Source organism: Microbacterium sp., assembly GCF_044340635.1.
Classification (GTDB): Bacteria; Actinomycetota; Actinomycetes; order Actinomycetales; family Microbacteriaceae; genus Microbacterium.
This window is the reverse complement of record NZ_JBIITF010000001.1, coordinates 297,063-310,950: the sequence shown is the minus strand read 5'-3', so window position 1 is coordinate 310,950 and position 13,888 is coordinate 297,063. Positions and strand designations below refer to the sequence as shown.

16 protein-coding genes are annotated in these 13,888 nt (G+C 68.6%); 13 read left to right on the top strand and 3 right to left on the bottom strand.

All coding sequences use genetic code 11. The features are described from left to right. Positions 1–2 precede the first annotated feature (2 nt). The 10 genes from ACIQ0W_RS01500 (at position 3) to ACIQ0W_RS01455 (ending at position 8,064) form a co-directional block, all read left to right on the top strand. Positions 3–416 carry a Fur family transcriptional regulator gene (locus ACIQ0W_RS01500; protein WP_036301145.1) on the top strand — a complete coding sequence of 138 codons (414 nt, stop codon included), beginning with the start codon at positions 3–5 and terminating at the stop codon, positions 414–416. Then, on the top strand, positions 403–1,467 hold the full coding sequence (locus ACIQ0W_RS01495; RefSeq protein WP_396641109.1) for a permease: 1,065 nt from the start codon (positions 403–405) through the stop codon (positions 1,465–1,467). Before ACIQ0W_RS01500 ends, ACIQ0W_RS01495 begins: the two co-directional genes overlap by 14 nt. Before the next feature lie 4 nt (positions 1,468–1,471). Continuing rightward, complete coding sequence (locus tag ACIQ0W_RS01490; RefSeq protein ID WP_396641108.1) at positions 1,472–2,326, top strand: DUF1980 domain-containing protein; 855 nt, start codon at positions 1,472–1,474, stop codon at positions 2,324–2,326. Next, complete coding sequence (locus tag ACIQ0W_RS01485; RefSeq protein WP_396641107.1) at positions 2,316–3,767, top strand: hypothetical protein; 1,452 nt, start codon at positions 2,316–2,318, stop codon at positions 3,765–3,767. Before ACIQ0W_RS01490 ends, ACIQ0W_RS01485 begins: the two co-directional genes overlap by 11 nt. A gap of 11 nt (positions 3,768–3,778) precedes the next feature. Then, positions 3,779–4,453 carry a DNA-3-methyladenine glycosylase gene (locus ACIQ0W_RS01480; RefSeq protein WP_396641106.1) on the top strand — a complete coding sequence of 225 codons (675 nt, stop codon included), beginning with the start codon at positions 3,779–3,781 and terminating at the stop codon, positions 4,451–4,453. Positions 4,454–4,645: 192 nt separating this feature from the next. Then, on the top strand, positions 4,646–4,882 hold the full coding sequence (gene rpmB, locus ACIQ0W_RS01475; protein WP_036301133.1) for a 50S ribosomal protein L28: 237 nt from the start codon (positions 4,646–4,648) through the stop codon (positions 4,880–4,882). After that, a complete protein-coding gene (rpmG, locus tag ACIQ0W_RS01470; protein ID WP_029145259.1) occupies positions 4,882–5,052 on the top strand; it encodes a 50S ribosomal protein L33 in 171 nt (56 codons plus the stop codon). The genes rpmB and rpmG overlap by 1 nt, the downstream gene beginning before the upstream one ends. 2 nt (positions 5,053–5,054) lie before the next feature. After that, on the top strand, positions 5,055–5,360 hold the full coding sequence (gene rpsN, locus ACIQ0W_RS01465) for a 30S ribosomal protein S14 (protein WP_036301128.1): 306 nt from the start codon (positions 5,055–5,057) through the stop codon (positions 5,358–5,360). A 296-nt stretch (positions 5,361–5,656) separates the two neighbouring features. Beyond that, complete coding sequence (locus ACIQ0W_RS01460) at positions 5,657–5,944, top strand: HU family DNA-binding protein (RefSeq protein WP_396641105.1); 288 nt, start codon at positions 5,657–5,659, stop codon at positions 5,942–5,944. 98 nt (positions 5,945–6,042) lie between these two features. After that, positions 6,043–8,064, top strand: a complete 2,022-nt coding sequence (locus tag ACIQ0W_RS01455; RefSeq protein WP_396641104.1) for a cytochrome c oxidase assembly protein — start codon at positions 6,043–6,045, stop codon at positions 8,062–8,064. On the opposite strand, the gene ACIQ0W_RS01450 is transcribed toward ACIQ0W_RS01455, so the two are convergent. Then, positions 8,033–9,178 (bottom strand): hypothetical protein, encoded by a 1,146-nt coding sequence (locus ACIQ0W_RS01450; protein WP_396641103.1) that lies wholly within the window; start codon positions 9,176–9,178, stop codon positions 8,033–8,035. The genes ACIQ0W_RS01455 and ACIQ0W_RS01450 overlap by 32 nt on opposite strands. Positions 9,179–9,257: 79 nt before the next feature. On the opposite strand from ACIQ0W_RS01450, the gene ACIQ0W_RS01445 reads away from it, so the two are divergent. Further along, positions 9,258–10,628, top strand: a complete 1,371-nt coding sequence (locus ACIQ0W_RS01445; protein ID WP_396641102.1) for an ATP-dependent RecD-like DNA helicase — start codon at positions 9,258–9,260, stop codon at positions 10,626–10,628. A 20-nt stretch (positions 10,629–10,648) separates the two neighbouring features. Here the strand turns inward: ACIQ0W_RS01445 and ACIQ0W_RS01440 are convergent, their stop codons facing one another. Continuing rightward, positions 10,649–11,305: a heme oxygenase (biliverdin-producing) gene (locus ACIQ0W_RS01440; protein WP_396641101.1), complete on the bottom strand. Its 657-nt coding sequence runs from the start codon at positions 11,303–11,305 to the stop codon at positions 10,649–10,651. Positions 11,306–11,348: 43 nt separating this feature from the next. After that, the gene (locus ACIQ0W_RS01435) at positions 11,349–11,657 is read right to left on the bottom strand and encodes a DUF2470 domain-containing protein (protein ID WP_396641100.1); all 309 of its coding nucleotides are present in this window, start codon (positions 11,655–11,657) and stop codon (positions 11,349–11,351) included. Between the two features lie 81 nt (positions 11,658–11,738). Between ACIQ0W_RS01435 and ACIQ0W_RS01430 the strand changes: the two genes are divergently transcribed. Beyond that, positions 11,739–13,001: a serine hydrolase domain-containing protein gene (locus tag ACIQ0W_RS01430; RefSeq protein WP_396641099.1), complete on the top strand. Its 1,263-nt coding sequence runs from the start codon at positions 11,739–11,741 to the stop codon at positions 12,999–13,001. After that, positions 12,992–13,876, top strand: a complete 885-nt coding sequence (locus tag ACIQ0W_RS01425) for an EamA family transporter (protein WP_396641159.1) — start codon at positions 12,992–12,994, stop codon at positions 13,874–13,876. Before ACIQ0W_RS01430 ends, ACIQ0W_RS01425 begins: the two co-directional genes overlap by 10 nt. The last annotated feature ends 12 nt before the right edge of the window (positions 13,877–13,888 follow it).

The window sequence follows — 13,888 nt, the reverse complement described above, 5'->3', positions numbered from 1 at the left end:
GCATGGCCAAGCGCAACACCTGGCAGCGCGAACGCGTGCGCGACGCCCTGGACGAATCCCCGGGCTTCGTCAGCGCGCAGTCGCTGCACGCACTGCTGCGCGACGAGGGCACGGGCATCGGCCTCGCGACGGTCTACCGTGCGCTCGCCGACCTGGCGGCCGAGGGCGACGCCGACAGCCTGCAGAGCCCCGAGGGCGAGAGCCTCTACCGCGCCTGCCAGTCGCCCGGTCATCACCACCACCTGATCTGTCGTTCGTGCGGCCTCACGGTGGAGATCGAGGGCAGCGACGTCGAAGAGTGGGCGCATCGCACGGCCGCACAGAACGGATTCACCGAGGCGGCTCACATCGTCGACATCTTCGGTCTGTGCGCGGCCTGCACGGCTGCGCGTGCGAGCGAGCGTGACGCGCAGTAGCGAGACGCGCGGTCGCGGGCACACCCACCTCGCTGGGGTCCCGACCGTCGGTCGACCGGCCGGTCGACCGCGCCGCGCCGCGCTGATCGGGGCCGCGATCGGCCTCGCCGCGATCGCCGTGCTGTTCGCGATCGACGCGTGGGCGCCGCAACTCTTCCCGAGTACCCTGCCGAGCCGCGCTCAGGACGGCTTCACGCTCGCCCTGTCGGTGCTGATCGAGTCCCTGCCGTTCATCATCCTCGGCGTCCTGCTGTCGGTCGTCGTGCAGGTGTGGGTGCCCCCGGGTCTGATCGAGCGATGGATGCCTCGCCGCGCGTGGGCTCGTCGTGCCGTCCTGTCCCTGCTCGGCATGCTGCTGCCTGTATGCGAGTGCGGGAATGTACCCCTTGCGCGCGGCTTGATGATCCGCGGGTTCTCCGTGCCGGAGACCCTGACGTTCCTCATCGCGGCCCCGATCGTGAACCCGATCGTGATCCTGACCACACACCAGGCATTCGGCTGGGACGGTGGAATCCTCGTCGCCCGGCTCGTGGGCGGATACCTGATCGCGAACCTGATCGGCTGGATCTACAGCCGCCACCCGGACCCGCAGGCGCTGCTCACCGCACGCTTCCGCGCCGAGTGCGCACACGACGAGCACCTCGACGGCTCGCGTATGCGCCGCAGCCTGGAGCTCTTCGTTCGTGAACTGCGCGCCGTCATGCCGGCCCTCGTTCTGGGTAGCGCCATCGCGGGCGCCGTGCAGGTCCTCGTCCCGCGTGACGTGCTGGTCGCCATCGGGTCGAACCCCGTGTTGTCGATCTTCGCGATGATCGCACTCGGGTTGACGGTTGCGATCTGCTCCAACGTCGACGCCTTCTTCGCGCTGTCGTTCGCGTCGACCTTCACCCCGGGATCGATCGTCGCGTTCCTGCTGGTCGGACCGCTCGTCGACGTCAAGATGCTCGCGCTGATGCGCACGACCTTCACGACCCGGACGCTCGCGGGCATCGTCGCCGTCGTCATCTCGGCAGCCTTCGTGATCGCGGTGGGGGTGAACCTCCTTGCGTAACGGCATGGCGCTCGGAACCCGCTGGCTCGGTGTCGGGCTCGCGACCGCGCTCGCCGTCGTGACGATCGGCCTGTGGGTGACCGGACGCATCGGTCTCTACATCAACCCGGATGCCGCGTGGTGGGCCGTGTCGATGTCGATCGTCTGCGTGGTGGGCGCCGTCTGGTCGTGCACGGTGCCGATCTCGCGTGATCACGAGCACGAGCACGAGCACGAGCACGATGACGATCACGAGGTCCCTGTGGTCCCTTCGACAGGCTCAGGGACCGAGGGTGCCCGTTCGGGGGCCGAGGGTGCCCGTTTCGGGGCCGAGAGTGCCCGTTCCACCGGCGAAGGCACCGGCGCGCGTCCCGTCGCGCTCCTCGCGACCGGTGTCGGTGCCGTGCTGGCATCGGGACTCGTGGTGCTCGCCGTCGTGATGCCCCCGGCATCTCTCTCCGCCGAACTCGCGCTCGCCCGCTCGAGCGGGGCACCCCCCGTGCTGTCCACCTCGGCGACGCTGGCGCTCGCGACATCCGACGACACCTCCGGCTTCGGCATCGGTGAATGGGCATCGCTGCTGTCGACGACGACCGATCCGGCCCGATTCGTCGGAGAGAGGGCGACGCTCACGGGCTTCGTCGGTCCCGACGGCGACAGCGACGGGTTCGCCCTGACCCGCCTCGTCATCGTGCACTGCGTGATCGACGCGCAGGCCGCGAACGTGCCCGTCGCGGAGCTCGCGGGGGGCGAAAACCTGTCGCCGGGCCAATGGGTCGAGGTCGAGGGTGAATTCGTCCGCGACGACGGGGGAGCGCTCGTGTTGCAGCCCGCGAGCGTGACGACGATCGATGAGCCCGGGGATCCGTATGAGTACTGACGCCCCTCGTTCTGTCCGCGCCCCGCGGGATCAGACTCGGGGTGCCGCTCGCCGCCGCCGCGCACGCTCCTCGTTCACACGTTCGCTCGCGCTCGTGATCGGCGCGCTCGTCGTCGTGGGCGCCGCCGGCGCGGCCTACAGCCTGACGCAGGGGCCTCGCGTCAGTACGGTCGCGATCAACGCGCTCTCGGTGGCCGAGGCGGCGGGGCAGCGGATCGTTTTCACCACAAATCAGCGCTTGGCTCCGATCGACCCCTCGCAGGTCACGATCGAACCGGCCGCCCCGTTCACGATCGAGGCATCCGGCCGCAACGTCGCCGTACAGTTCACCTATCCGCTCGATGCCGAGACCGAGTACACGGTGTCGGTCTCGGGCGTCGAAAGCGCCTCGGGCGGCCCGACCGCGACGATCTCGCACGACTTCGAGACGGGTACGCCGCCGATCTACGTGCTGCAGCGGCGCGACGGGGACGACGATGCGGTGTTCCTCACGAATCTCACCGGCGACCAAGCGGTCCCCGTCTTCACCCATCCGCAGATCGAGGACTACCGGGCATCCCGTGACGGCCTGGTCGTCGAGACGACGGATGGCTCGGGCGCCGCATCGCTCACGGGCATGGCGCTCGACGGGTCCGATCCCACGCCGTTCGCCGTACCCGGCGAGGGCACCATCGCGGGCCTGCAGATGGCCGACCACGACGGGCTCGTGGGGTACACATACACCGACCTGGACATCTCGGCGACCTCGGGAATCGAGTCCGCGCTGTTCATCTCGCGGCTCGGTGACCCCGACGCCGAGCCGGAGCGCATCGAGGTCGGCGCGGATCCGCGGGTCGTGGACTTCCTGTTCGTGCCGCAGACCTCGTCGCTCGTGGTGTTGACCTTCGATGGGCAGCTGCGCCTCGTCGACACCTCGCGGCCGGACGCGGAGCCCGTTCTGTTGGGCGGCGCCCTCGGGCTGTCGGGCATCGAGCGGGGGAGTGGGCGCGTCATCGCGGAGCAGTCCGACGGTACGGTGCTGATCGATCTGACGGACCTGAGCGAAACGCCGCTCCCGCAATCGGCGGAGCTCGACGCGCTCGGAATCCCCGGACCCGTGGTGCCCACCGTGCAGGGCAGGACCCTGCGGACTTTCACACAGATGGGCGAGGACGGCTATCCCGAGTCGCAGGCCGTGGGTCTGGTCGATGCCGCCGGAACCTTCGAGCCCGTGTTCGGGCTCGAGGACGGCGGCGACGCGGTCATGCAGACGTGCGGCTCGCCGAGCGGGAGCCATGTCGCGGTGATCGTCTCGCCCGATCTCGCCGACAATCCATACGACACCTACGCCCGCCCGCTCCCGTCGCGCCTCGAGACGCACATCGTCGACGTGCGCACGGGGGAGGAAGTCACGGTCATCGCGGGCACGGATATCTCGTGGTGCGCCGTGACGATCGGATGAGTCACCATCGGATGACCGACTACCGACCCGCGGCGCGCGAGGATCTGCTGGACGTGGCCCTCGTCGTGGCGCCCCGGCTGCTCGGCGCCCGGCTCACCACGCTGGTCGACGGGCAGCGTGTCTGCGTCCGCATCACCGAGGTCGAGGCGTACCACGGACTCGGAACCGGAGGCGTCAGCGACCCCGGTTCGCATGCGCGCATGGGGCAAACCCCGCGGAACGCGACGATGTGGGGCGAACCCGGACACCTCTACGTCTATCTCAGTCATGGAATCCACTCCTGCGTCAACGTCGTCGCGGGACCCGCGGGCGTGGCGGGCGGGTTGCTGCTGCGCGGGGGAGAGGTCATCGAGGGAGCGGATGTCGCTGGTGTGCGCCGGCCGGCTGCCCGACTCCCGCGGGATCTCGCCCGCGGACCAGGACGCCTCGGTCAGGCGCTGGGCCTCAGGCATCCGATCCACGACGGAATCGACGCGATCGCCGGGGCGGCGCCATGGCCGCCCGAGCGGGCCGGAGCCGTCGCCCGCCTCGACCTGGCGCGCGAACCGGTGCGCGACGTGTCGCGCGGCCCCCGTGTCGGCGTAGCGGGCGTCGCGGGCACGAGCGCCTTCCCGTGGCGGTTCTGGATCACCGGCGACCCGACCGTTTCGGTGTTTCGCCCCGGACGCGGCGCCGTCGAGAGCTGACGCCTACCGCGGTCGGCGGGATGGGCGCGCAGACACGCCGTGCTAGGATCATTGTTTGTCTGCGCGCTTTCCCGTGCGCAGTTCGTGCCCAATCGTCCCCTTCGAGCCGGAAACGGTTCCTTCGGGCGTGGGCGCAGACAAGGGATCTTGGGTGAGGCCGTCCGGTCTCACGGTATTGAAGGAGAAATCACTATGGCAGCAGTGTGCCAGGTGACAGGAGCCGTTCCCGGCTTCGGTCACTCGATCAGCCACTCGCACCGCCGGACGAAGCGTCGCTTCGACCCGAACGTGCAGAAGAAGACGTACTTTGTTCCGTCGCTGGGCCGCAACATCAAGCTCAACGTTTCGGCCAAGGGCATCAAGGTCATCGACGCGCGGGGCATTGAGTCCGTCGTCAAGGACCTCATCGCGAAGGGTGTGAAGCTCTAATGGCGAAGAAGGCTCAGGACGTACGTCCGATCATCAAGCTGCGTTCGACCGCCGGCACGGGATACACCTACGTGACGCGCAAGAACCGCCGCAACAACCCCGACCGCATCGTGCTGAAGAAGTACGACCCCGTTGTGCGCAAGCACGTCGAATTCCGCGAGGAGCGCTAAACATGGCGAAGAAGAGCAAGATTGCTCGCAACGAGCAGCGCAAGGTCATCGTCGAGCGCTACGCCTCGCGTCGCGCCGAGCTGAAGAAGGCCCTGGTCGACCCGACCTCGACCGACGAGCAGCGCGAAGAGGCCCGCCTGGGCCTGCAGAAGCTGCCCCGCAACGCGTCGCCCGTGCGCGTGCGTTCGCGCGACGTCATCGACGGCCGCCCCCGTGGTGTGCTGACGAAGTTCGGCATCTCGCGTGTGCGTTTCCGCGACATGGCCCACCGTGGCGAGCTGCCCGGTGTGACCAAGTCGAGCTGGTAACCACAGCATTCGGTCGAAAGGGCGGGGATTCTTCGGAGTCCCCGCCCTTTCGCATGCCCGCGGCGGTCGCAGGAGCGGACCGCAGAAGCGGCGGGAGGGTGCAACACGGGTCACATTCGTCACTCGAGCACCGAAAACACCTCGAAGTTGGCCAAATACCCGCGGAAAGCCGCGGAAATACGCGGCGGACGGCGGTTCGCGGGGTAGATTCGACGCGGTCGATCGACCAGCCGGGCCGAACGGTCCGGTCACGTTTACATGAGGCGGCGCTTCGGCCGCCGCTGGAGGGTAACCCCATGGCTGACAAGTCCATCACCAAGACCGAGCTCGTCGCGAGCATCGCCAGCGCCACCGGCGAGAGCCAGGCCACGGTTTCGCGCGTCGTCGACGGTCTGTTCACGACCGTCGCCGAGGCCGTTGCCAACGGCACGAAGGTTTCGATCCCGGGCTGGCTCGCGTTCGAGCAGGTCGACACGGCCGCTCGCACCGGACGCAACCCGCAGACGGGCGCCGAGATCAAGATCGCCGCTGGCAAGCGCGTCAAGGTCACCGCGGGCTCGAAGCTCAAGGCTGCAGCGAAGTAGTCAGAGGTTCACAGAGGGAGGATGCCGCACTCGCGGCATCCTCCCTCTGTCTTTCCCGGGCGCGGCCGGGCGTGCATACCGCCGCCTAGGCTGGATGGGTGAGCCCCCGAACCCTGCGCGTAGCCGGGCCCGTGATCCTCGCGGTCACCGCCCTCGCCGCCGCCATTGTGGCGCTCGTCTATGGCGGAGGCGCGGACGCTCTCCTCGTGGGGGACCCCGGTCCCGTCGTGCGATGGGGTCTTCCGATCGCCAACCTCGGCGTGAACCTCGGTGCCGCCGCGATGGCCGGGTCGCTCGTTCTCGCCCTGTTCGCGCTGCGCGCCGGTGACACCGAGTTCGATACGGCTCTCGATCTCGCGTCGATCGGCGCGGCGGTGTTCACGATCTCGGCGGGCGCGACGGGCTACCTGACGTTCTTGAACGCCTTCAACGCCACCCCCAGCGCCGATGCCGTGTTCGGCCAGCAGCTGGGCCGCTTCCTGCTCGATCTGGATCTCGGCCGCGCATGGCTCATCACGACGCTGGCCGGTGCCGTCATGACGGTGCTCGCCTTCGCGGTGCGCTCATGGACCTCCACTCTGCTGGTGGGGATCCTGGGCCTCGCGGCCATCGTGCCGATGGCGACGACGAGCCACGACGGTGCCGCCGCCAACCACACCGCGGCCGTCACGACGCTGGCGCTCCACATCGTCGGTGCCGCCGTGTGGCTCGGCGGTCTCGTGCTGCTGGTCGTCTTGCGTGCCTCATCGACGCCCCAGCGAATGGCACACGTGCTTCCGCGCTACTCGAGCATCGCGCTGGTCGCCTTCATCGTCGTCGCCCTCTCCGGCTACGCGCGCGCGGCCCTCGGACTCGGCTCGTGGGAGGCCCTCCTTTCCGCCTATGGCGTGATCATCGTGGTGAAGGTCGCGGCGTTGTTGGCCATCGGCGTGCTCGGCGCGCTGTACCGCCGCCGCCTCATCTCACGGATGGGCGAAGTTACGGCCGCGCGAACCTTCTGGAGCCTGATCGCTCTCGAGCTGGCCTTCATGGGGATCGCGAGCGGGGCCGCGGCGGCGCTCGCACGAACGGCGCCGCCGATCGGAGACATCCCGATCACCGACCCGACCCCCGCAGAGACTCTGACCGGATCGCCTCTTCCGCCCGAACTCGGCCTGACGCAGTGGCTCACGGTGTGGGACATCGATCTTCTGTGGGTTCTGGTGTGCGGCTTCGCGCTCTTCTTCTACCTGGCCGGGACGGTGCGGTTGCACCGGCGCGGCGACGCGTGGCCGATCTACCGCACGATCAGCTGGTGCGCAGGCATCCTGCTGCTGTTCTGGGTCGTCTGCGGGCCCGTCGCCGCGTACGAGAACTACCTCTTCAGCATCCACATGGTGGGGCACATGCTGCTGACCATGGCGATCCCCCTCCTGCTCGTGCCGGGGGCGCCGGTCACGCTCGCGGCGCGGGCGATCCGCAAGAGAGATGACGGAACGCGCGGTGGCCGGGAGTGGATCCTGTGGACGGTGCACACACCCGTGGCGCGGGTGCTCACCAACCCTCTGGTCGCGGCGGCGCTGTTCATCGGCTCGCTCTGGGTGTTCTACTACACCGACATCTTCCGGTGGGCGCTGAACGACCACCTCGGGCACCTCTGGATGATCGCCCATTTCGTCATCACGGGGTACCTGTTCGTGCAGTCGCTCATCGGCATCGATCCGGTGCCTTACCGCCTGCCGTACCCATTCCGGCTGATCCTGTTGATCGGCATCATGGCGATGCACGCGTTCTTCGGCATCTCGATCATGTCGCAGTCCGGTCTGATGCTCGCCGACTGGTTCGGGTCGATGGGCCGGACCTGGGGCGTGCCGCCGCTCGAGGATCAGTACATCGGCGGGGGCGTCGCCTGGTCGGTCGGTGAGATCCCGACACTGATTCTCGCCATCGCCGTGGCGATCCAGTGGAGCCGCAACGACGATCGCGCCCAGCGCCGCCGCGATCGCCACGTCGACCGGGTCGGCGACGATGAACTGGATGCCTACAACGCCCGGTTGGCCGCGCTCGCCGACCAGGATGCCCGCGTGGATGCCGGGACCGGCGGGACCGTCACTCGGCCTCCGGCGACCCCACGAGGATAGAGGCCGAGCCGTCGGGTAGGACGGTGATCTCGGCATCGAGGCCGAAAGTGACGTCCTCTTCCACCGTTCGCACCGAGCCGTCGAACAGCGAGCGGATGTCGACGCTGATATGGGCCACGGCCTCCACCGGCGGCATGGCCCAGCCGGCGTCGTCCGGGACGAGCGTGACGGTGGGGTAGGTGACGATCGACCACGTGGGCAGGTTGGCGATACGGTTCTGCACCACGAAGCCGAAGGGGCACGCGGTGGGCTGCAGCACCTGTTGGGTGGCGCAGTCGTCCAGGAACGAATCGACCCGTTCTTGGACGACGCCCACGAACTCCGCCGTCGGTTCGGCCTGAAGCTCGAGCGGAACGCGTGCGAGCGGCGCATCGGCGAGCACGTCGGTTCCGGTCGTCTCGGCGATCGCGGTGTCGACCGAGACGCGGTAGAGCCCGGGGGAGAACACCAGGAGTGCTACGGGATCGAGCGGGGGTGCGTCCAAGCCGAGAGGGGAGACCTGCCGCTTGTCGATCGTGAACCCGTTGACCTCGAACGCCATCGACCCCCGCACGGTGACGTCGATCACCGCAAGAGGACTTTCGGTGAAACGCCACGAGGGCAGGATGCCCGTCCATCCGTCCTGCTCGACCGTGAATGTCGACGTGCCCGCGTTGCCGCCGGCGCGGAAGCCGATCGTCACCTCGACTCCGCCGTCGCCCACATGCTCGGCGACGGGGTGAATGTCGCTCAACGCGCTGAGGGCGGCCCGGCGCAGCAGAGCGTCGGACGCCGTTTCGGGCAGGCCCGCGTTCGCGAGATGGGTTGCATCGACTGCCACCCCCGGTACTTCGAGAGCATCGGCGGCGCGGCCCGCCGCGATCAAACCGACGTAGCGCTCGACGAAGGCGCTGGGGCCCCAGAACTGTTGGTAAAGCGTCGCCCAGCCCGCGCCGAGGGCTGCGATCAGCAGAACACCGACGACCGCGAGGATCGCGAGTTCGGTGGAGAGGCGCGAGCGCCGGGGCGTTCGCCCTGCGCGCCTCGCACTGCGCCGTGAACGTCGGTCGGTCCCGCCCGGCGCACGGACGTCGGCCGCGTCCTGCGCGCCCCTGTCTCCAGCCCCCTCGTTCACCTGGCCAGTTTAGGCGGCGGTCTTCACGGACCCGGCCGGGCCGGACGAAGGAGTACCGCGGCGCGCATAGCATGTTGCAGTGACCACGCCGCTACTGTCCTCAGAACAGGACGCGTTGTTCCGTCGCATCGAGGACACGAACGACCACATCTTCGTCACCGGCCGAGCCGGAACCGGTAAGTCGACGCTGCTGCAGCATTTCGCCGCGAACACAGCCAAGCAGATCGCGGTCTGTGCCCCGACGGGCGTGGCGGCGCTGAACGTCGAGGGCCAGACGATCCACTCGCTCTTCCGCCTCCCCATCGGGTTGATCGCGGATCAAGAACTCGAACAGCCGGAGGCGACGCGCAAAATCCTGGGCGCGATCGACACCTTGGTCATTGATGAGATCTCGATGGTCAACGCGGATGTCATGGACGGCATCGACCGCTCACTTCGTCAGGCTCGGGCGCGCCGCGGCGAGCCGTTCGGCGGGGTCCAGGTCGTGATGTTCGGGGACCCGTATCAGCTCGCGCCCGTGCCGCCGCGGGGCGATGAGCTCGCCTACATCCGCGACCATTACCGCTCGTTCTGGTTCTTCGACGCGCACGTGTGGGCCGGCGCAGACGCGGGCAGCGGCCAGGGGAGCGCGCTCGCCGGCTTCGGGGACCTCGGTCGCTATGGCTCGGAGCTGAACGTGCACGAACTCGTCGACATCCATCGCCAGTCCGACGTCGCGTTCAAGGCGATGCTGAACGCGGTGCGCTACGGACGCGTCACGGCCGATATCGCGGGCGTGCTGAACGGCATGGGCGCTCGAACGCCCCCCGCGCCAGAGGCATCCGAAGCCCCCACCATCACTCTCGCGACGCGCAACGACCGCGTTTCGGCGATCAACCGCAAGCACCTCGAGGCACTGCCCGGACGATCGCAGACCGCGATGGCCGAGATCACGGGGGATTTCGGTCGTGGAGAGGGCGCCTATCCCGCCGACGTCGAACTGCAGATCAAGGTAGGCGCGCAGGTCATGTTCCTGCGCAACGACATCGCCTCGTTCGGTGAGGCACCCCGCTGGGTGAACGGCACGATCGGCACCGTGACGCGCATCACCGGCGGAACGGTGCGGGTCGAGGTGGATGGTCGCGAACACGACGTCGAGCCGGCGGTGTGGGAGAAGTACCGATACAACTACTCGCCGCTGACCAAACGCATCTCGCGCGAGATCGTGGCCGAGTTCCATCAGTTTCCGTTGCGACTGGCGTGGGCGGTGACGATCCACAAGTCTCAGGGCAAGACGTACGACCGAGCCGTGATCGACCTGGGTCAGGGGGCGTTCGCGCCGGGTCAGACGTACGTCGCGCTCAGTCGGCTGACGTCCCTCGAGGGTCTGTACCTTTCGCGGCCGCTTCGGCCGAGCGACATCCGTGTCGATCCGGATGTCGAACGCTTCATGCGCTCCGTCCGGGCCTGAGCGTCAGGCGACGGACCCCCTCAGGCGACGGATGCCTCGGTGCGCGCGCGTTCGAGGTCCTGGAACAGGTCGGTGTTGAACTGGTACGCCCGCAGCACTTCGTCGACGACGCGCTCACGTTCTTCGTCGTCCCACGGCGCTGCGTCCAGCTGCTCGCGATAGACGTCCTTGAAGGCGCGGGGGTCGGCGATGTCGTCGAAGACGTAGAAGCCGACGCCGTTGGTCTCGAACCCGAACCGTCGCTGCATGATGCGTCCGATGAAGATCCCGCCCGAGAGGTCACCGAGATAGCGCGTGTAGTGGTGTGCGATGAACCCGCCCGGCCAGGTCGATCCCACCTCTTCGATGCGAGCGACGTACCGCTCGGTGGTGGGGAGCGGGTGGATGCTGTCGGCCCAGTCGGGTCCGACGAGGAACTCCAGGTCCGCCTCGAGCGCCGGTAACCGTGTCAGTCGCTCGCTGATGAAGGGTGCCGCGACGGGATCTGCCGACATCCGCCCCGCAGCAGTCTCGAGGGCCCGATAGATGAAGTAGTGCTGCGCGACGAGCGAGATGTAGTCGTCGCGCGTGCCCTCGCCCTTGAGCAGGCCGGACATGAAACCTTCGCCCTCGCTCGCGGAGTGGGCACCGCTGGAGCGCTGACGGAGCAGGGTGGAGAACGGTACGACGTTCGACATGCAGACAGCATAGCGGGCGAATTTAGGATGCCCTAAGTTAATTTCACGCGTGGGGGCGCGGTTCGATTCCGAGCTCTGCGCAGGCCGCGTCGTACAGCGCGACGACCTCGCGGCGTACCTCGGGACGTGCGCTGATCGGGGCGCCCAGCCACGGCACGCGCAACGCCGAAGCGGTACCCGCGGCATCCGTGACACTCCACTCGGCACCATCGCCGTCGAAACCGGTCATGACAGCCCCCACCGCCGCCGGGTGGCCGAAGGCGCGCGCGATCAGAAGGTTGTCGTCGTTGTGATCGCTGTTCATGTGGTGCAGCACCGCCGAAACGGTGGCGTCATCGAAAGCATGCGGCATTCGCACAGCTTAGGACGGCCGGGCGTGATGGAACCGTGACATCGAAGCCATAAACTTCTGAGGACGACGCCGGAGGTGAGCATGGCCGCACGATGGACGCGTCGGCGTGCCCTCGGTGCCACAGCGGCGCTGTTGGCCATGACTCTGGGCCTCGCGGGATGTGCCCCCGACGGTCCCCAGAACGTCGACTTACCGGCGCAGGCAGACGCCGCCCTCGCGGATGACGTCGTCGCTCAGTTGGACGAGGCCGTCCGCAGTGCGATGGCGGCCACCGCGTCCACGGGCGCCATCGCCGGGGTGTGGTCGCCCTGGAGCGGCAGTTGGGTCTCGGCGATCGGGACGGATGCGACGGGATCCGCGCTCACGTCCGATATGTCCTTCCGTGCGGCCGATGTGACCCGCATGATGACGTGCGACGTGCTCTATGCAATGGTCGACGACGAGCTCGTCGCTCTCGACGATTCGGTCGTCGATTACGTCCAGGGCGTCCCCTCGCTCGAGGCCGTGACGCTGCTCGATCTGTGCAACGGCACGGGCGGCATCGGGGCATACGAGCCGGTCGTCGGCGCGTCGTGGGTCACCAACCCGGAGCGGGTGTGGCACCCGCTGGAGATCGCATCGTTCGGCGTCGGCCAGCCGCGGTCCGCGGTCGGTACCGAGTACCGCGGCGCGGACTCCGGCTATGTACTGCTCGGTATGGCTCTCGAACGGGCATCGGGTGAGACGGCGGCCGAGCTCTACGACCGCTACATCTTCACCCCTCTCGCCCTCGACGACACCACGCTGCCGGGCACGCGGGCGGCCCTTCCGGGTACGCTTCCGCTGCACGGCTATCGCATCCTCTCGAACGCGGACGGATCGCTCGCGTGTGATGCGCCATTGGATGTCTCGACCCTGTCCTCGTCCGTCGGCTTCACGGACTCGGGTGTCGTGTCGACCGTGACCGATCTCGGCCGCTACGTGCAGGCCGCGGCGGTCGGAGCGCTCGCGCCGGAATCCGCCGAAGGCCGCTGGTCCGCTCCGCTACCCGTGTACGCCGGAGCGCCGGCGTGGTTCACGGCGACGGGCGGAGCACTCCAGGCGGGGTCGCTCATCGGCCAGTACGGTGGACTGCCCGGCTACCTCACGGCCGCATTTGCCGATCCCGAGACCGGAATGACCGTCGTCGTCGTGCTCAACAACTCGACCGCCCCGGCCCAGGTGATCGGAGATCTCGCCTTCGAGCTGGCCGCGATCGCTTCCAAGGCCCCGGCCGCCTCCGGCGCGACGGCACCCGAGTTCGGGCTGCCCTGGACCGCACAGCAGTACCACGACGCGATCAACCAGACGAACATCTGCCGGTGAGCCGGGCGCCCCTCGGCCGCTCCGGCGCCGTGGCGCTCGTCGTCGGCGGCCTGGCGTGCCAGGAGTTGGGGGCGTCGCTCGCCGTCTTGCTGTTCCCCTCGACCGGACCACTCGGCATGGTCATGTTGCGCCTGGTCTTCTCGGCGATCCTGTTGTTCGCGATCGCGCGTCCGTCGCTGCGGGGACGGAGTCCGGGGGCGTGGCGAGCCGTCGTCGCCTTCGGGCTCGTGCTCGCCCTGATGAACGGCTTCTTCTACCTGGCGCTCGAGCGCTTGCCGCTCGGTGTGACGGTGACGATCGAGGTGCTGGGCCCGCTTGCCCTGTCGGTCATCGTCGCGCGCCGGCTTTCGGCCTGGCTCTGGGCGGTCGTGGCACTCGCGGGCGTCGTGCTTTTAGCGGGCGGTGGCTGGGACGACCTCGACCTGCTCGGTGTGTTGTTCGCGCTTGCCGCGGCGGCATGCTGGGCCGGATACATCCTGTCGTCGGCGCGGGTCGGTCGTGAGTTCTCGCAGCTCGACGGCCTGGCCATCGCGATGGGCATCGGCGCGGTCGTCGCGCTTCCGTTCGGGATCGCGGACGCCGGCGCGGCCCTGCTGAATCCCGTGACGCTGGGACTCGGGGCTGCCGTCGCGGTGCTGTCATCGGCGATTCCGTATGCGCTCGAGTTGACCGCGTTGCGTCGGCTCCCGGCATCCGGGTTCGCCATCCTGATGAGTCTGGCCCCCGCCGCCGCGACGCTTGCCGGGTGGATCCTGCTCGGGCAGATGCTCACGCCGCTGGAGCACGTCGGCATCGCGCTCGTGATCGTCGCGAGCATCGGTGCGGTGCGTGCGAGCGGTCTCGCGGCGGATGCGGCGGCTCAGCCCGTCGGCTGAGGCCCGTGCGAA

Coding starts and splice junctions, on each gene's coding strand:
- ACIQ0W_RS01500 (WP_036301145.1), top strand. CDS start 3: ATGGCCAAGCGCAACACCTGGCAGCGCGAACGCGTGCGCGACGCCCTG.
- ACIQ0W_RS01490 (WP_396641108.1), top strand. CDS start 1,472: ATGGCGCTCGGAACCCGCTGGCTCGGTGTCGGGCTCGCGACCGCGCTC.
- ACIQ0W_RS01485 (WP_396641107.1), top strand. CDS start 2,316: ATGAGTACTGACGCCCCTCGTTCTGTCCGCGCCCCGCGGGATCAGACT.
- ACIQ0W_RS01480 (WP_396641106.1), top strand. CDS start 3,779: ATGACCGACTACCGACCCGCGGCGCGCGAGGATCTGCTGGACGTGGCC.
- rpmB (WP_036301133.1), top strand. CDS start 4,646: ATGGCAGCAGTGTGCCAGGTGACAGGAGCCGTTCCCGGCTTCGGTCAC.
- rpmG (WP_029145259.1), top strand. CDS start 4,882: ATGGCGAAGAAGGCTCAGGACGTACGTCCGATCATCAAGCTGCGTTCG.
- rpsN (WP_036301128.1), top strand. CDS start 5,055: ATGGCGAAGAAGAGCAAGATTGCTCGCAACGAGCAGCGCAAGGTCATC.
- ACIQ0W_RS01460 (WP_396641105.1), top strand. CDS start 5,657: ATGGCTGACAAGTCCATCACCAAGACCGAGCTCGTCGCGAGCATCGCC.
- ACIQ0W_RS01440 (WP_396641101.1), bottom strand. CDS start 11,305: ATGTCGAACGTCGTACCGTTCTCCACCCTGCTCCGTCAGCGCTCCAGC.
- ACIQ0W_RS01435 (WP_396641100.1), bottom strand. CDS start 11,657: ATGCCGCATGCTTTCGATGACGCCACCGTTTCGGCGGTGCTGCACCAC.
- ACIQ0W_RS01430 (WP_396641099.1), top strand. CDS start 11,739: ATGGCCGCACGATGGACGCGTCGGCGTGCCCTCGGTGCCACAGCGGCG.